The sequence below is a fragment of the Candidatus Latescibacterota bacterium genome (assembly GCA_019038625.1).
In the GTDB taxonomy this organism is placed as follows: Bacteria; Krumholzibacteriota; Krumholzibacteriia; order Krumholzibacteriales; family Krumholzibacteriaceae; genus JAGLYV01.
In genome coordinates, this window is sequence record JAHOYU010000177.1 from 1 (window position 1) to 18530 (window position 18530).

Consider the following 18530-nt stretch of genomic DNA (forward strand, 5'->3'; position numbering starts at 1 on the left):
CGGTTCGAGTGTAGCAAGTGGAGTATACTTCTACAAAATCGAAGCGGGCGAGTTCCAGAGCACCAAAAAGATGGTACTGCTCCGATAGTACTATTCTGAAGGTGTGATGCCTTGAGGGGCCGGATTTATCCGGCCCCTTTTTTTGTCGGGATTATTCTTAAAGGCAAAATCGATCATAGAGGTCTTTAAGATGATTCCGGATATCGAATTTCATTGACTTCCAAAAATACAAATACATATATTACATGTAGATTGGAGTCGGCATATCCGTTTAAAAAAATCGTCTGGAGAAGGGTGGACATGAGACACTTTAACTCAAGGAATAGCATAGGCGTACTGTTACTGTTTGCGATGACACTATTGATCCTGCTCCCCGCCTGCAGGGATGAAAGGGAGCCTCTGGATCGGAACAGGGCGCCGGAGACTTTTCTGACTGTAGCCCCGCCAGAGACTACTGAAACGGATTATAGAGTCCACCTTTACTGGCACGGGGAAGACAAGGATGGTATTGTCACCAGATTTATGTGGTTCCGGTCAGATACTCTCCGGACCCTCAGGCCCGACCTGGATCATGATGTAGAGCTCCTGGACTGGAATCCCGAAGCAAGGGCTTCCGATTATGTGAGGGGGCATTTTACTTACGCCACGGACACCGTTTTTATATTCACGGGATATGATATTACGACTGGGGCCATGCTTAACAGGCAGGCGTTTCATATCGTTGCAGTAGACGATATGGGAAGGATGGACCAGACACCAGCACGTATACAGTTTTTTGCCAAAGTGGATTGTGTTCCCGAGACGGTTTTCTGGACGAGCAAGGACGGTAGCAGCTGGATCCCGTATGTTTCGGGCGAACTCGACACGATGAGCATGTTCACCGATGTATACATAAGGTTTACGGGAAGTACCTGTAACAACCTGATTACGGGTTACCAGTGGATATATGATGGAAATACCTATCCAGACGAAAACGGTGATGGTATTCCCGAATGGAGGATTCCTCCTCCGGACACGATGACAGTCGCTCTGGAGAACGATCTTGATAGTCACCTGCCGAGCGGCGATTTCTATTTCAAGGTGATTGCAAGGGATGAAGCGGGTGCAAGGTCGAGGTCAGATATCATTACAGGCGAGGGTGTCTGCCAGATCGTTATCAACTATGACCCTGATACCAGGATAACATACGGTGATAATTATTTCACGAAACAGGATGGGGATACTGCGATAAGAACGGTTAATTTCAATGAGGGTGAGATAGATACTCTTCCCTATAATTCGCGACTAAAACTGCACTATGTGGGTTGGGATGATACAAGGGATACTCCGGAGTTCACCAACCCTAAGGTCCCGATGAGATTCCAGAGCATGTACGGAAGAGTCGGTGTTGCCCTGAATGGAAGTATCTCGGTCCACAAGACCCCATGGTACCCGACGGACAGGGCCGAAAATACAAACTGTTATGCTGACGAAGACAGTGTGACGATGAGGGTCGGTTCCTATGAGTACTTCGTTGCCGTGAGATCGTTTGACGAACAGTACAGGTCAGATGGTACGCCCGATACGGTGAGGTTCTTCGGGAATTACGCTCCGACTATAGATGATGTCCAGGTCGGTATTGATTCCAATTTATTCGTTCCGGGTCTTCAGTTTATGCCGATCTCGGGGGACACTCTTTATGTAAACATAGGAACACCTCTCATTCCCATGGGTGACACCTGTAACGCGTACGAGAGGATTCCGCACGACGAAGACAACACTTTTACATATATGTTCAAATATTACCTGTCCTGTTCCGGACATGATGATAAGAGAGATCCTCCGGGATCGGGAATGAGAAGCTGGTTGTTCTCTATCGATGGAGAGGTCGAGGATTACTACTACAGGAACGAGGATGAGTGGATATCCGACCAGGATAATGATGTATTGGTGCAGGAATGTATTTTCAGGCTCGAAGTCCCTTATGACACCGTAAATTATGAATACCCCTGGCCTGATAGACTGTTTGTAAATGATCCTCCAGACTGGATGGGAAATCAGGGACTCTATGTCAGAGGTAAGGATATCAAGAACACGGATACATTCGATGAAGGTATGAGATGTACCAGCCCGAAGTTCAGCGAAGATGATGAATGTGAGATGGTCGAACTTGGGACATGGTGTATCGTGAGGAGATATCCGTCTAATTACGCGAGAAGCGATGAGTATACGAAGAATTTCTACATAAAACTGATATATTACGTTCCGGTATTTTAGGTTTGCGCGGGCTAGACAGTTCTCTCAATGTGGGGGACAGGAGGTATGGGATAATGCGAAAGATTCTGATTTCTTCTGTTGTGCTGTGTATTATCTCTTCGGCACTGGTGTTTACAGGATGCTCAGATGGGCTGTTTACCGGTAAGTCGGATGATAATATCAGGCCTGAAGTCTGGCTCTCAAGCGGGCCTGTTGAAGGAGATACTACAGGGTATCAGGTGCATTTCTACTGGAGTGGATGGGATCCGGACGGAGAGATCTCGCACTTTGAATTCGCTGTGGTTGAAGGTCCCAATGATGGAATCGGATTCAATCGCGCGGATACGTCTGGTGCAGATAAATGGATATCCACATCGGTCCATGACAGTGTATTCAGGGTCGAGGCGGATGAGAACCCCAGAGCATACGAACCCGATGACCCCAATTCGATATATACGAGGTACGATAAGACTCACACCGTGTTCCTGAGAGCAGTGGATCTGCAGGGGAAGGAGTCTAATGTAGTCTACCGTTCCTTCACGGCCTGGACCATTGCTCCGATCTGTTTTATCGAACATCCGCCTGCCGGAACAGCTACTTACAGCACAGTAGTCACATTCAGATGGACAGCGAGGGATCCTATCGACAGCCCCTCTAACTCTCAGGACCCCGATTCAATCAGGTATATGTACAGCCAGGTGCTTGACAAGGATGGGATCTACAGGCCTGAATTTCAGATTATCGATGATTTGAATGCCAATCCAATGGACTATGAACATCTTTGGAGCAATTGGATATGGTACAGGGCCTCCGGGGATTCAGGGAAAACCACTAAAATCGGGGATGATGAGGTTCTTGAGCTCAACCGATCGCACATTTTTGCCGTTCAGGCTAAGGATGAAGCTGGTGCGGTGACGGCTATCTTCGACCGTGATGTCAATATCAAGCAGTTTATCGTCTCATGGAAACAGGGACCGTTGCTTACCATAACGGAACCATTTATCGGTGGATTCCAGTTTCTTGGAACAACTATGAATCCGATTCAGAAACGTCTTCCGCCCGGTATCCCGTTGAATTTCTGCTGGACTGCAACAGCGGATGATTATGGCGGTGAGATCGTTGGTTTCCGATATGGATGGGATATACAGGATCTGAACGATGATGCACAATGGGCCGGGCCTTTCAGCCCCTTCACTCTGTGTGCTATGGAGAGGACTTTATATTCAGGGATCCATACTCTGTTTGTCGAAGTCAAGGACGATGGTGGTCGAATAACAAGAGCGAAGATCGAGATCGAGATCATTCAGTTCACTATGGAGAGGGATCTATTGTGGGTAGATGATTTTGCTTCAACCGATGCTCCCAATCCTGCCAAGACCCTGCCTTTGGAATCTGAGCATGATGAATTCTGGCTCGACATCTGTTCTCGTGTTCCGGGCTTTATTTCGGACAGGGATCAATATGACGTTCAGGATATGAACAATCAGATACCCGAGATAACGACGGTCGGTCTCTACGCGAACATCATCTGGACATATAGTTCTACTACGGTGACAGCATGGAATCAGATCATACCATTCACTCCCGAAAGTATGGTCGGACAGGGAGGAGTGCTCAGTATCAACTATCTGTCGCTTTTCCTTGCGAAGGGAGGGCATTTGCTGACGCTTGGAAGGCCCGGGGGCCTGATGGAGGCGTTCCTCGGCAGTCCGGTGTTACCTGCTTCGTTCAAGCATGATATGTCTGCAGCCAGCAATACGGATACCAGTGGAGTTAACTCCATGCCATATAAAGATTATTGTGTGACTGTAGTGGATAAGGTCACTGGAAACTTCCATGTGGGTGAAGATATGCCTGTGGGAGCCAACAGGTCTGTTGCTAGAGATGCGTTGATGCGTGCTGTGAAGGACAGTGAGGATGAAATAGTCCTGGCTGATCTGGCGGGCTTTCCGGATACACTGGCACTCTGGGATGAGATTACCGATTGTCCGGCCTGTTTCTTCAATCTGAGGGACAGGGGCTTCTTGTATGTTGAGTTGTATGATGTTAAATACTATATGGATTTCAGACAGATAATGGCCTCTCAGAGCTGTTTTCACCCGACGTACAGGATGAGATCGATGAGCGTGATCTCACCACTGTATGATCAGCCAGTCGCTCTTGTCCTTACAAAATACAAAGACCGTTTCTACGGCCGGGATGATATTTCTTTCATTCCAGCAAACAGTTTCCATTTTGGATTCCCTCTATGGTTCTTTGATAGAGATGATGTGAATCAGGTCATGGATGTTATATTTGAAGAATGGCAGCTTGACCACATAGAAGATTGATGATAGCTTCACGGCCTCGGGCCGGACAATAAAGGAGGAAAGGTGGTTTACAGGAAGCCGCTAGGGACGATACTGATTATTCTAGGGATTATAATCGCTTTATCTGGCGATATTCTGGCTCAGAACAGCGTTTTGGATACGTTGTTTCTTGAAACAGTACCACCAGACTCGCTCTCCATTTACAGGCGGGGTGAGAATGTCATCATTCGCTGGTATTCACCAGATAAAAGCATTGCGACTGGTATCGGTACCCTGGATTTCAGAAGCTGGTACAGTGGATACAATCCCGTGAGCGTGTCACAGATGAATACTCATGGTCACTACACAGGTTCGATCGACAGAAATATCAGGATTGAAAGAGAGATCATAGGCCCACTTGTACCGTTGATGGTCGGTACCGATTCGTATATTTCTCTGAGGGTCGAGACCATCGATCCTGTAAATAGAAGTTACTCGACCATCTTGAAGCTGGGAACTGGTGATGATTACACTCCTGGCGATCTGCTCCCGATGATCCTGAGAAACGATGCGGATGAAAACGATTATCTCGATCTTGGGTTTTCAGTTTCTTTTACGGCCGGAATAATCGATTCAAGTCTTGTCGGTGGTGGTGCTCTCATAGAGATGGATCTACAGGATTTCGAAGGATTTCATGTTTGGCGCGGATTGTCTCCATATCCTTCGGAAGCTTTATCTATAGTCGAGATCTCGAAAGAGGATTATTTCAAAATCAGTAATATTGACGTTTCTAGTGAAATACCGGTCAAGTGGCTTTGGCTCTGGGAATATTTCAGGGGAACTACTGTAGAAGAAAGCTGGCCGAGGATAGATGACGAAGGACGAGAATATTACGAGTGGGTCGACGAGAACGTTTATCCTGGCTTTGACTATTATTATCATGTGACCTGTTATGATAGAGGGTTCTTTAAGAATTTCTTCCAGCATAATAAGGAAGATAATTATATCTGTGATGAAGATATGGAAAACCCTCTCGATCCGGATAATATCCTGGATTGTGAAGAGATCGCTCAGATGCTTACGATGACGGTCGAAGTGGGGGGGAACAGCGATGAAGAGATGATGAATGTCTATGCCGTTCCCAACCCGTATAGAACAGGAACATCTGCACAGACCTCACCTTCTTATCATAATTATGAAGACAACTCCATCAGGTTCTTTAATGTACCTGAAAATTCCGAGATCAAGGTCTTTACGGTAGCAGGGGACCTGGTATGGGAATCGAATTACTCCACTGACGGTATTGGTGGCCTTATGAGCTGGGATGTGAAGAACAAGGAAGGTAAAGAAGTCGGTTCTGGTGTCTATATCTTCAGATGTGAGTCAGTGACCGGTGGTTCTGTTTATGGCCGAATTGTGATTATCAGGTGATAAATCTTGTTTTTGAGCCGCTTCCAGTAATGGAAGCGGCTTTTTTTTTGATGTCGGTGAGGACTGTCGTAAGCTGCATTATCCTTGACAGGTTAAGGTTTATGCAGTATCGCTCGAAGAGATTATGGTCCTGGAATATTACAGATTGTGTGATAACCCACATGATCCAGAATAATTAACCGGGTGGTTCTAATGTTGAGGACAAACAAACAGTATCTTATCGTTCAGTCAGTGCTGGGAGCGATCTCGCAGCCCCGGATGGCACTAAAAAATCCATATCTTGTCGATTCAGCCGGGAATGCTCATATAGTTCCTGGAACTGGCGGGATAACATATAATGTCTCAGTCGGCGATTCTGCGCTTGATTTTCGTGGTGACCATGTCGAGCCAGGGGTGAGTCTGGGTGTGGTTTCCGGGATGGATATCAATGCCGGAGGAGGACTGAGTGTATTGACCTGTGTCGGAAACGAAGTCAGAGTAGTAAGTGGAGATGCGGTCGGGTGCAAGGGCATCGTAACCGGAAAACACGGGGGAGTGGAGCATGTACTTATTGATTTTCCTGCTTCTACTCTCGAAAAACTTGTCGTGGGGGACAAGGTACAGATCAAAGCTTTTGGACAGGGATTGGAGATCAAGGGTTTTGCTGGTTTGCACTTTATGAATCTTGACCCGACTTTCCTCGTAAGAATGAATATCACTACTCAAAAAAACCAGTTGATAGTTCCAGTCACTCATGTGATCCCGGCCTCTGTTATGGGAAGTGGTCTCGGATCACGGCACAGTTACAGTGGAGACTACGATATACAGTTGCCCGACAGGGAGGCAATTCAAAAATTTGGCCTTCAAAACCTGAGGATAGGCGATATCATCGCTATCAACGACGCGGATTGCCGTTTTGGGAGAACGATAAGGAATGGAGCGATGACGATCGGAATTGTCGTTCATGGTTCATGTATAACGAACGGTCATGGACCTGGAGTAACGGTTCTGATGACCACCGCAAAAAAACTTATTGTACCAAAGATGGAGGAATCGGCGAATATCGCCGAATACCTGAACATTGGGACAGCAAGAAAACGAAGCAGGGCACCTCAGAGACGACGTAGAAGATAGTAACTGTGACCCGGCATCGAGGCTCTGTTCCCAGGTCCTGAAATATATATTATGACGGAAAATCGATTTAGAAGTAAGATCATCCGCACGATACTTATCCTCGCATTCGTCATGTTACCTTCATGGTCGATCGAAGGGTATACATCGGAAAATGTCGAGTCGAATTCAACGCACGGGTTTTCCGAAACTCTTCGAGATGTTGTAGCAGGTCTTGATGATGAGGATGTTGTAGCTGTATGGGTCTTTTTCGATGATAACCCCACAAGCAGTGGTTTTATGAAAAGTAATATGTCTGGTCCTGAGCCGGTCTCATCGCGAGCGAGGTGGAGAACATCGGTCAGGGGGAGGAGCTCATCGGATTCGAAGGTATTGAAAGCTCTCCCGGAAGAAAGAGTACAGGAGGTCAGAAACCTGGTATCCAGGATCCGTCACATATCGAAATATTTCAATGCTGTAAGTGTTGATGTGGTGGTGAAAGATATCGAATTGCTCCTTGATCTTGATTTTGTCATCGATGTCAGTGTTGTTCGAAAATATGAGCGTTCTGCCACAGTTCCGAATCTGGATGAGGTTGGGAATCGTTCGGTTGATATGCTATCCGATCCGTGGTTTACAAAATATGGGGAGAGCCTTGAACAACTTGCGATGACTGGGTCATCCGATCTTCTTGAGGCAGGGTACAACGGATCCGGCACAGTGCTCGAAAGAGATCCTGTACTGATTTGCGTGATGGATACAGGATTTAATCTCGATCATGAGGCATTCGATTTATTGGATATCCTGATTGAATATGATTTCGTCGACTACGATTCGGTGACAGCTCAGGAGGAGAGTGATTTTCCCGGTCAGGCTGGACACGGCACTATAGTTCTGGGAGTGATTGCGGGTTATCATCATGGAGATCTCATAGGCCCAGCCTGGGGCGCACGATATATTCTTGCAAAGACGGAGATCGTTGGCCAGGAGATAGAGATCGAAGAAGATAAATGGGTTGCTGGAATCGAATGGGCGGACAGCATTGGTGCAGATATAGTTACGACCTCGATTGGATATAGTGACTGGTACAATTGGGCGTCCATGGATGGGGAAACTGCCCTATGCACGATCGCTGCCGAGATTGCTGTCTCAAGGGGAATCGTTGTCGTAAACGCTATAGGTAATTATGGAAGGTATGGTGATCCTTCTCTCATAGCTCCAGCGGACGGCCGAAATGTGATAGCGGTCGGCGCTCTTCACCGATATGGTGAGATAGCTAATTTCAGTTCTGGAGGCCCCACCGCAGACGGGAGAATCAAGCCGGACCTCGTAGCTCGAGGTGTCGACGTCCATTCTGTCGCAAATGAAAGCGTCTCAGGCTATGATCAGCATAACGGCACCTCTTTTGCTGCTCCGCTTATAGCAGGGCTCTGTGCCCAATTGATCGAGATCCATCCGGAATGGGATCCCGGCACTCTACTTGGTGAACTCAAGACCTCTGCTTCAAGATCGAATGATCCTGACAATGATTATGGATATGGGATCCCTTCGGGATCGGTAGCTTCAGGGCTTTCATCAGAAACGGAAACATCAGGCATTCTGTTTCAATCAGGTTATCCGAATCCTTTCAGTAGAAATATCCGGTTCGACATCTTTTTGCCAGAGTGGGAGTCCGTTGACCTCAGGATCTATAATTGTGCTGGTGAACTGGTAGCTACCCTTCTTGACTATTATCCTTTAAAATGGGGGAAGAGTATCGTTTGGGACGGGTGTAACAGGTCTGGTGCGAGGGTTGCCAGCGGAGTATACTTCGCCAGATTCGTCTCGGATTCTACATCGAAGACTATAAAAGTAGTTTATCTGAAGCCATGACAGCAGATATTTTTCGAAGGAGTAATATTCCGGATTATTCCATAATAATTGGTTCATCGGAAAAATTAACAATGATTAGTCTTTACAGATTCATGTTTCTCAAGATACATTGGAAGTTCATGGATGGTATCCGTCGTATGTTCTAACGCATTGTTATGAGTAAAGATAGGAGGTGTTCCCTTGAGCAGTCAGAACGTGTATTTCTTCGGTGGAGGGAAGGCGGATGGTAACGCCGGGATGAAAGACCTTCTTGGCGGAAAAGGAGCCAATCTTGCGGAAATGGCTGGGATAGGTATCCCGGTTCCTGCCGGATTTACGATAACTACCGAAGTATGTACATGGTTCTATGAAAATAAAGGGGAATATCCACCATCTCTTCAGGAAGAAGTAAACGGGAAACTTGCCTCAATCGAAGATGTTATGGGGGCAAAGTTCGGCAATATCGATGCCCCACTTCTGTTATCGATCCGGTCGGGAGCACAGGTCAGTATGCCGGGTATGATGGATACTGTCCTGAATCTGGGATTGAACGACGATACAGTGAAGGGGCTTGTGAAGAAAAGTGGTGACGAGAGATTCGCTTACGATTGTTACCGACGGTTCATTCAGATGTACGGGGATGTCGTTCTGGGGATGAAACCGGAATCGAAAGAAGACAGTGCTCCATTCGAAGAGATCCTGGAGCAGAAGAAAGTCGAAGCAGGAGTGGAACAGGATGTTGAACTGTCCGTATCCGATCTGAAGGATTTGATAAAGAAATATAAGGCGATCATAAAATCCAGACTCGGAATTGATTTTCCAGTCGACCCCCTTGAGCAGTTATGGGAAGCGATCGGGGCAGTATTCAATTCATGGAACAATGACAGGGCGATCACATACAGAAGGTTGAATGATATTCCCGGAGGGTTGGGGACGGCGGTTAATGTTCAGGCAATGGTATTTGGTAATCTGGGAGATGATTCAGGTACAGGAGTGGCATTTACCAGAGATCCATCTACAGGAAAGAACGTTTTTTATGGAGAGTACCTGTTGAAAGCTCAGGGAGAAGATGTAGTGGCTGGTATCAGGACTCCACAACCGATCAACAGGTTGCAGAAAGGTAACCGCGATCTTCCCTCTCTGGATGTGGAGATGCCGGAGCTGTATCTGAGCCTGGAGAAGATAAGGGCTCAGCTGGAGGATCATTATTCGGATATGCAGGACCTGGAATTCACAATTCAGAACGGCAGGTTATGGTTGCTTCAGACAAGGACAGGAAAGAGGACCGGGTTTGCCGCTATACGTATAGCTATCGATATGGTCAGGGAAGGAAAGATCTCCCGGGAGGAAGCGATAAAACGAATAGACCCCGAACAGCTTAATCAATTTCTGCGACCGATATTCGATCCGGAAGGAAAGAAAAGAGCAATAGCAAAGGGCAACCTGATTGCAACGGGAATTAACGCCGGCCCGGGAGGAGCGACTGGAAAAGTCGTGTTTCATGCCGAGGACGCCGAGGAATGGGCACGAAGTGGTGAAGAGATAATACTGGTCAGGAAAGAGACAAGCCCTGAAGATATTCGCGGTATGAGTGTGGCTGCCGGGATTCTTACTTCCACCGGTGGATCTACATCCCATGCGGCACTGGTAGGAAGACAAATGGGGAAAGTGTGTGTCGTCGGAGCAAATACTTTGAGGATAGATTACAGAAGCAGGACGATCGAGGCTGAGGGAAAAACGATAAATGAGGGAGATTTCATCTCTTTAGATGGTATGACGGGTGAGGTGTTCTGCGGGCAGATAGAGACCAGGCCTTCCGAAGTGTTACAGGTTTTGATCGACAAGACTATGGATGCTGGAGATTCCGAGATATACAGGGATTATAAAGAATTGATGGGCTGGGCGGACGATATAAGAAGAATGGGCGTGCGCGCTAACGCGGACCGTTCGGACCAGTCAGCACATGCGATAGCGTTTGGTGCAGAGGGAATAGGTTTGTGCCGGACGGAGCACATGTTCTTCGAAGGTGACAGGATAGACTATTTCAGGCAGATGATTCTGGCATCGGATGCATCTGGAAGAAAAAAGGCACTGGAAAAACTGCTTCCCATGCAGAGGAGTGATTTCAGGGCGATCTTCGAAATAATGGGTGAGAGGCCTGTGACGATAAGGACTCTGGACCCTCCTTTACATGAGTTCCTGCCGCAGGAAGAGAAAGAAATAGAAGCACTCGCGAGGATGATGGGGATAAAATATGAAGTCATAAAAGAGAAAATAGATTCGCTGAAGGAATCGAACCCAATGCTCGGGCACAGGGGGTGCAGGCTGGGAATCGTTTATCCCGAGATAACCGAAATGCAGGCGAGGGCCATCATTGAAGCCGCCTGTGATATGGTAGTGGATGGAGGGAATCCGCATCCGGAAATAATGATCCCACTCGTTGGAACTGTCTCCGAATTGAAATCGCAGGAAGGGATCGTGAGGCGGGTGGCTGATGAGGTCCGTGAAGAGAAGGGAGTGGATCTGAACTTCCTGGTGGGGACCATGATAGAGATTCCGCGGGCTGCGCTCACTGCGGACGAGATCGCATCGACAGCGGAATTCTTTTCCTTCGGAACAAACGATCTCACTCAGACTACATTTGGACTCAGCCGTGATGATGCAAGTAAGTTTCTCGGGGATTATCTGGCCAAGGGTATCTGGGATGCGGACCCGTTTCAGAAGCTTGACAGAAAGGGAGTTGGAAGTCTCGTGCGGATAGGGATAGAAAAAGGTCGCGAAATAAAACCCGATCTTAAGATAGGTATCTGTGGAGAACATGGTGGAGAACCCAGCTCGATCGAATTCTGTGAGAAGATCGGAATGGATTATGTGAGTTGTTCTCCCTTCAGAGTACCGATAGCGATATTGGCGGCGGCTCAAGCAACTATGAATAATAATGATGGATAGTGGTGCCGATATGATAGATGTGGGCAAGGCAGGAAAGGGACTAAGGAAGTCTGTACTCCTCTTCATGACCTGTACGCTAGTCGTTCTTCTTGGCGTCTCCGGTCTTGCTGGCAGACTATCAGGCTGGCGTGTAGCCTTGGACCTCTTTGTGTATACTGCTCCTCTAGTAATCCTGTTTTCGATTTTTGCATATTCCAGGCCAAGCTTGTTTCAGAGACCTTCGGGGCAGGTGGTATCAAAATTCGAGCTTTCAAATGTCCTGACGACATTGCGGATCTTTCTTGTTCCTCCAATGCTCGTGTTGTTAAGCCATGGTATGAATTTCTGGGCCTTTGCGATCTACGCGGTGATACTTCTTACAGATGTAGGTGATGGTCATGCCGCCAGGAAGTTAGGACAGGAAACCAGATTTGGACGGATGCTTGATCCATTCGCTGATATTGCTTCGACTATGGCGATATTTTCATGGTTGTGGTTGAAAGGCGCAGTACCCGGATGGTTGTATTTTCTACTTGTATTGCGTTATTCAGAGTTATTTTTCGGTATATTATATCTATCGGCTGTACGACGTCTTCCCGAGTTGCAGGCTACTATGGCGGGGAAGACTGCCGGTGTCGTTCAGGGGCTCGGTATACTGACACTTGTTCTGCATAGGATCAAGCCCGGTATTATTTACAATAATGTTGTCGAAATGGTCATATTTCCTATTCTGGCTCTTGCTTTTATTTCCACGATCGTATCACAGACTGTCATTGGAGTGAGGGCGGCCGGATCGGATAGAATGGAAACGGGAGGTAAATGAATGGATCTTGGTGGAGATCTGAGGGTACTCGATCCGTCGATGATCTTCCAGGTATCGGCGCTTTGTGCATTGACTGGCCGACTGAAACTGATCACTGTCGATAATGTAGCCAGCTTTTTTTTCAGAAATGGAGAGCTTCTCTACGCGACAATAGATACACAAAGAAAGAAGATAGGGGAATTCCTCATCGAAAACAATTTCATTTCGGAAGAACAACTCGATGAAGCGCTCGTTGAATATAGAAATATCGAGGGCAGGGATAGAATAGGAAATATACTTCTGCGGAGGGGATTCCTGGAACGTGAAGCTCTCGTATCCGCCATGCAGGAGCAGATGAAGGAAGTAGTTTACGAGGTCTTGCCCTGGAAAGAAGGCCAGTTCGTATTCTTTAACCTCGTCGAACCGATGGATGAAGATATTCTTCTTGATGTCAGGGTCGATCATCTGATTCTGGAAGGCCTAAGGAGGATGGACGAGGCTGGAATGGATAATTCGGAAAATGCGTAATGAGATATCACGCGTATTCTCAGGTTTTATGGCCTGTTTATTATTATCTGCCTGTTTAAACGCTACCGTTTTAGAAGATCAACTGGTGGACCTGCTGGCGTCGTCAGGCAACAGTTCCCGGGCTTCAGCTACAGGAAAAACATTTTGTTCACTTGGGGATGATCTTTCGACTCTTTTTATCAATCCTGCAGGACTGATCATGGTTGAGGGCTCTGTCCTGTATGGGGAATACGTTATCAACTCCAGGGATTCGAAGTATCATGCAGTCAGGACTATTGCTGCCGTTCCATATGAACGGGCTGTTTTCAGCGCTGGTTATTATCGCACAGAAAGTATAGAAGATGTCGACGTTGATATCTTCGCACTTGGTACAGCGATTAAGATTCTGCAGGGGACACAGGGGTCGTTTCTGTCAGCGGGATTGACGTTGAAAAGCGGCAGGTTGTCCAGGGCTGTTTCTGGTGATTGTATTCCATGCGGAAGCTCCAGAATGTCGGATTCGGCCTTTTCGACAGATGTCGGTATTATGCTGCGTCCTCTTCCAATGATCTCATTTGGATATTCTGTGGAAAATCTTCAGAAACCGGAAATGGAGTATGGCGATGGTTCAGATTTATTCTGGGAGAGAAATACGAGATGGGGTGGGTCTGTCTTCTGGAGGGAAAAAGTTATTCTGGCCTGGCAGAAAGAGACAGCCAATAATATGACAGGAAACCATTTTGGACTCATTGTAAGGACGGATTCACCACTTGAGTTCATGTCAGGTTTTCACGACGAAAAGGTGTCCGGAGGGCTACGTTGGGACGATCATCGTTTTGATCTTCTTGTTTCCTTTATGCCTGATGGTGTCGGAGGAGTAGATATCCATGCATCTTTCGAGATCTTTCTCAAAGGGATTCCGTCAGAGATAAAGCAGTGAGGGCGATGAGATCTCTATTTTTAATAATATTCATTGTGACAATTGTCGTGTCATCGGCTGCATGGTCTGAAGACTCTGTGGAACACACGTCTCCGGATTCTCTGTATAATTTTCAATGGGAAGCGGTATATCAGGGTCGCCTGTTAAAGGATAGGGAGGGGACAGGATTCCCATGGAACGCTGTTTCAAATGATGAATGGCGTGATGGTAGATTGTCACTCTCATTTTCATTGCAAAAGAAAGAATATTGCGAATTGTTTCTCAAGTTTGCCGCTATTCCGAGGAATGGAACAGACGAGGACATAAACGGACAGCTATTCATCGAGCAGGGGCATATCTTGATGAACTTGCCGGTGATGTCCATGAAGGCCCGGCTCTTCTCCAGAGAGAGGTTGTACAGAACGGGAAACAGGCTCCTGAGACCAGTCTCTTCCGATGCACTGCTTTTCGAGAATAATGGAGAAGGAATAGGGATATCGATCCAACCCGGAAAATATCTGGAGATAACCTATCTGGGTGTATCGATTCCGGAAAGCGTATCGATAATCAGACATGGAGGATTTCCAGTTCTTCACGGTGCGAATGGCAGGTTCAATCTTCTGGAGATCAGAACCGCATTCCAGTCCTCCACTTTTGGGCTGATCTTTTCTGAGACAAGGTCCGTTGAATATGGTGATGTCCTGGTTGCCGGTATCGATGCCGGGATGAGCTACAGAGGGGTCGGGATTTTATTCGGAATTGTCGAGGCTCGCCCGGGCAGGCTGGAATCGATCGGTGACTGGAATGTGTTTGATATCGATTTCGAGAGGATGAGTCTCGATGATATCAGCAGCGGGCTTCCCGGCAGCATGGCTATGTCAGCGGAGATCCACGGAATCGAGTCGCATTCCGGGAAATGGGGGAAAGTTGGAATCATACCATCGTGGAAGTATTCTGGCGCCGATCTGATCGTTCCGTGTGGTGAGGTTATTCCCGGGTTGACAGAGACAAGGCTTACTTCCTGGTGGAAACATTCCGACTACGCCTTGTCAATATTCATCGATGCTGTTGACAGTTACAGAAGCGGTTATAAGGAAGGTAAGGGATTTATTCGGGCCATGATGAGAGAAAGGTTCCGAAATGGTCTGTCAGTTACAGAGGGGATGATTCTCAGACAAAGCGGCGATCCGGTACTACTGATGTCCATGATGGATGACAATGGAGCAGGAAACATCCGTTTTACCAGTCGCATCGAAGATCCCGGTGACAGGAATATTCTGTCTTTTCTGGCAGAAGGGCAGATGAATCTCACCGGGAGGTTGTCATTACGGACTTCCCTTTTTCTTCAAAACTCAATTGAAAGTCTGTACAGTGCCGAACTGGAATTCAGGTCGAGCAACAGGTTTTTGTTCAGGGCGGGGTTCGGATCGTTTATGAACTATGATATCGGTACGAGGCTACAATATGCCCTTGAGACTGAATCGATAGATAAAAACCGCTATATATCTTTCTATGTACGTGTAGCTCTTGGAGATGTTTGATTTTGAACGAATACTGGTTTAGAAAACTATTAATAGTAACAGCGATTCTGGCCTTCACATCCTCAGTTGCGCTGGCTTCCATCGAAGTGGATGAGGAGGAGGTTATTTTCAGGTTAGGTGGAATCGAGGCGGAAAGAGTATTCCTGGTCGGGGATTTTAACGGGTGGAATCCGACATTGGATGGCATGATAAGCCGTGGAGATATATTTGAGATCCGGTTGTTCCTTCTACCCGGAAGATACAGATACAAGTTCAGTGTAGACGGCAAGTCGATTGTCGATCCGGACAATCCCTGGAGAGACGATGATGGCAGCACATATTTTATTTTTAAAGAGATAGATGGCTCGTATGAGATCACTTTTGAAGGAAGCATTGAGGGTGGTGAACATATCGAGGCGCAGAATTACTCTCCGGGAATCGAAGTCTACCCTGAATTTGGCAGTGAGATCAACATGCTGAGGATATTCCCGTCGATAGATGGAAGGATCGGGGACAGGGTAGATGCCGTTTTCAAGGCAGGATTTTGCGTCGACATAGAAGAATTCGAAGAAATTGATTCATATCCCTTCAGTTTCAGGGCTGCCTACAGGGGCGACAAGGGGTCCTTGATCTCATTCAGTCGTGTAGACATACCAGGGGTCGGCGATCCGCTGTCGATATTTTCGGGACCTGTCTCATTCGGTCTGGAGGCAGGATCCTTTACAAGGGGGATAGATTTCAGCGGCAGGATCGGAAAGTATTTAAAAGGGAGGGTATTCTACGCCGACAGATTGGAAGGGGGGCTTTCGGGACTGGAAGGACCACATGGACTTACAGCAGGTTCTGTTGTGCCTGATTCTACAGGATTTATTTCGAGGAATCCCGTCGATTCAGATGTCATAGGGCTGTCAGCAGGATATGAGAGCAAGAGATTCAAGTCGGTTTATCTTTTCAGGCACGATGAGGGTGGAGGGAGATTTGCCATATCTCATGAATCGGAGGAAGATCCAATAGCGGGCATCGAATCGGTGGATATCCACGGCATCTGGATGAGAATGATTCCTTCTGATGAAATAATGCTGGAGTCCGAATATCTTCGTGGAAGTACCAGTCTTTCTTCCTGGGATGACACTCTTTCAGGGGGACCCGGTATTGGAACTGGAGAATGTTTCGACCTTGATGAAGGACATCGTTTCTACGGTGGGTTGACGATTGAGAGCCCACGACTGGGTATTCTTGCGTCTGTCCTCCATGAGTCGGTGAACAGGGATCTCAGATTTTCAGACGACATTACCGGATTCACTCATGTCAGTCTGGATATGGGGATAGGATTCAGGCCGGGAATCCTGTCATTCGATATAGGTTTCTCAGATCATTCGTTTTCTGGCGGATACGTCCATCAGTCAAGGATGAGGAAATATGATTTCTGGCTGGACGGGGATAATTTTGACCCTTTGGATATTCCATTTCTTTATTCAGAAGGGTATCGTGATCTGACAATCAGGATCAGCCAGGAGGATGGAGATGAGACTCTTTGTCCATATTCTGTCGATGGAGTGGCAATAGTAAAAATCAGATCTGATAAATATGATGATAATAAGGTGATAGAGTTGAGATTAAGGAAGGGACTGGATCTTTTCAATGGGTTCTCTGCTCATATCGATCTGAGACGAGTGGTTTACTATGGAAATCTCTGGGATGGCCGTCCGGACTTCCTGAATAGCTGGGTCGGCTTCAGGAAACGTCTACGAAATGATTCCTGGATATCCGTCGGGGCAGGATTGACTCCTTTCTCGTTCGATAGATGGACGTCCACATATACCGGTTTTGGAAGAGAGAAGTACCTGCTGGAGAGCCTCTTTCCTTTGGGGGATGAAATGTCCGGAGAAAGTGAGATTGCAAGGCACCTGATCCGGGCTGAAAATGATCTTGAAGAAGAATGGACCATTTCGATCCAGGCAGGTATTATATTCTAGTGTGGAATCGTTTGGAGAAATAGTATGAAATTCCAGAATATCCTGGTGGTTTTTCTATTGATGACAGTGTCATGTGGGAAATATCTTGAGGAGGGACTTCACTCTCCTCTGATCGGCGATGCCGGGGTGACTTTCAAATTCAAGGCCGGGTCGGCCAGGACCGTACAGCTCGCAGGTGACTGGAACAATTGGGGCCGGGGTGATGCCGGGAGTGGTGAAGTACTTGAGGGACTCATGGAAGACAGGGGAGAAGGGCTCTGGGAGTTGACTGTTGAATTGAGACCAGGCAGGTATAGATACTTTTTTATTGTGGATGAAGTCCGTGTAGTGCTTGATCCTGAGAATCCGAGGTCTGTCAATGATAACAGGGGAGGGAAGGCAAGTCTGCTGATAATGCCGTAGAAATGAGAGAAAGAATCTATTTTGTTCTTTTTGTAATCATGTTTATTGCCGTAATGACCCAGGGGTGTTCTGTCGCAAACAGATTCGGCAAGGGGATAGAGGCGGCTGGAGGTCCAGAGGCCACTGATGAAGGTGTCCGGTTCACGATCTTTTCCACCAAGATCGAAAAAGTCTCCATAGCGGGAGATTTTAACAACTGGTCTATGACATCCGACCCACTGCATGATATGGATGGAACGGGCACCTGGACGATCCTGTTACCAATTTCCCCGGGGAGATACGAATACAAATTCGTCATCGACGGAGAAAATTGGATACCTGATCCGGGAAATCCTGAGCAGACCGATGACGGATTCGGGGGCGTCAATTCTTTGCTGATCGTTGAATAAGCAGAATCCTTCAAGAACTGTGCCGAAATAATCTAACAATCTTGTTGTCAGAATGTTAGGCAGTTACCGGTATTGCATTTTGCTCTGATCTATGCTATTTTTTACCGCAGGTGTGGAGTAACGACTGGATAGTTTAAGGAATCAATAGGACTTTTGTTATATTGCAGGACTGTGCAAGACATGTGCGTCTGAT

General features: G+C 47.1%; 13 protein-coding genes. All 13 read left to right on the top strand.

Going from position 1 to position 18530, the window contains the following annotated elements:
* Positions 1-300: 300 nt before the first annotated feature.
* The 13 genes from KOO63_12810 (at position 301) to KOO63_12870 (ending at position 18337) form a co-directional block, all read left to right on the top strand.
* Positions 301-2256 (top strand): hypothetical protein, encoded by a 1956-nt coding sequence (locus KOO63_12810; GenBank protein ID MBU8922692.1) that lies wholly within the window; start codon positions 301-303, stop codon positions 2254-2256.
* A 53-nt stretch (positions 2257-2309) separates the two neighbouring features.
* On the top strand, positions 2310-4565 hold the full coding sequence (locus KOO63_12815) for a hypothetical protein (protein MBU8922693.1): 2256 nt from the start codon (positions 2310-2312) through the stop codon (positions 4563-4565).
* A 42-nt stretch (positions 4566-4607) separates the two neighbouring features.
* Entirely contained in the window at positions 4608-5954 is a 1347-nt protein-coding gene (locus KOO63_12820) for a hypothetical protein (GenBank protein MBU8922694.1), read from the top strand.
* A gap of 192 nt (positions 5955-6146) precedes the next feature.
* The gene (locus KOO63_12825; protein ID MBU8922695.1) at positions 6147-7067 is read left to right on the top strand and encodes a DUF4438 domain-containing protein; all 921 of its coding nucleotides are present in this window, start codon (positions 6147-6149) and stop codon (positions 7065-7067) included.
* A 51-nt stretch (positions 7068-7118) separates the two neighbouring features.
* Entirely contained in the window at positions 7119-8915 is a 1797-nt protein-coding gene (locus KOO63_12830) for a S8 family serine peptidase (GenBank protein ID MBU8922696.1), read from the top strand.
* Positions 8916-9095: 180 nt separating this feature from the next.
* Entirely contained in the window at positions 9096-11843 is a 2748-nt protein-coding gene (gene ppdK / locus KOO63_12835; protein ID MBU8922697.1) for a pyruvate, phosphate dikinase, read from the top strand.
* Positions 11833-12645: a CDP-alcohol phosphatidyltransferase family protein gene (locus KOO63_12840; GenBank protein MBU8922698.1), complete on the top strand. Its 813-nt coding sequence runs from the start codon at positions 11833-11835 to the stop codon at positions 12643-12645. Before ppdK ends, KOO63_12840 begins: the two co-directional genes overlap by 11 nt.
* Positions 12646-13152, top strand: a complete 507-nt coding sequence (locus KOO63_12845) for a DUF4388 domain-containing protein (protein MBU8922699.1) — start codon at positions 12646-12648, stop codon at positions 13150-13152. It begins immediately after the preceding gene.
* Positions 13153-13237: 85 nt separating this feature from the next.
* Complete coding sequence (locus KOO63_12850) at positions 13238-14071, top strand: hypothetical protein (GenBank protein ID MBU8922700.1); 834 nt, start codon at positions 13238-13240, stop codon at positions 14069-14071.
* A gap of 5 nt (positions 14072-14076) precedes the next feature.
* Entirely contained in the window at positions 14077-15591 is a 1515-nt protein-coding gene (locus KOO63_12855) for a hypothetical protein (protein ID MBU8922701.1), read from the top strand.
* Between the two features lie 2 nt (positions 15592-15593).
* Entirely contained in the window at positions 15594-17546 is a 1953-nt protein-coding gene (locus tag KOO63_12860) for a glycogen-binding domain-containing protein (GenBank protein MBU8922702.1), read from the top strand.
* A 24-nt stretch (positions 17547-17570) separates the two neighbouring features.
* Entirely contained in the window at positions 17571-17948 is a 378-nt protein-coding gene (locus KOO63_12865) for a hypothetical protein (GenBank protein ID MBU8922703.1), read from the top strand.
* A 2-nt stretch (positions 17949-17950) separates the two neighbouring features.
* A complete protein-coding gene (locus tag KOO63_12870) occupies positions 17951-18337 on the top strand; it encodes a glycogen-binding domain-containing protein (GenBank protein ID MBU8922704.1) in 387 nt (128 codons plus the stop codon).
* Positions 18338-18530: the final 193 nt, after the last annotated feature.

Excerpts from the sequence above, each read along its gene's own strand:
- KOO63_12870 (MBU8922704.1), top strand. The coding sequence starts at position 17,951 with ATGAGAGAAAGAATCTATTTTGTTCTTTTTGTAATCATGTTTATTGCC.
- KOO63_12825 (MBU8922695.1), top strand. The coding sequence starts at position 6,147 with ATGTTGAGGACAAACAAACAGTATCTTATCGTTCAGTCAGTGCTGGGA.
- KOO63_12810 (MBU8922692.1), top strand. The coding sequence starts at position 301 with ATGAGACACTTTAACTCAAGGAATAGCATAGGCGTACTGTTACTGTTT.
- KOO63_12830 (MBU8922696.1), top strand. The coding sequence starts at position 7,119 with ATGACGGAAAATCGATTTAGAAGTAAGATCATCCGCACGATACTTATC.
- KOO63_12840 (MBU8922698.1), top strand. The coding sequence starts at position 11,833 with ATGATGGATAGTGGTGCCGATATGATAGATGTGGGCAAGGCAGGAAAG.
- KOO63_12855 (MBU8922701.1), top strand. The coding sequence starts at position 14,077 with ATGAGATCTCTATTTTTAATAATATTCATTGTGACAATTGTCGTGTCA.
- KOO63_12865 (MBU8922703.1), top strand. The coding sequence starts at position 17,571 with ATGAAATTCCAGAATATCCTGGTGGTTTTTCTATTGATGACAGTGTCA.
- KOO63_12815 (MBU8922693.1), top strand. The coding sequence starts at position 2,310 with ATGCGAAAGATTCTGATTTCTTCTGTTGTGCTGTGTATTATCTCTTCG.
- KOO63_12845 (MBU8922699.1), top strand. The coding sequence starts at position 12,646 with ATGGATCTTGGTGGAGATCTGAGGGTACTCGATCCGTCGATGATCTTC.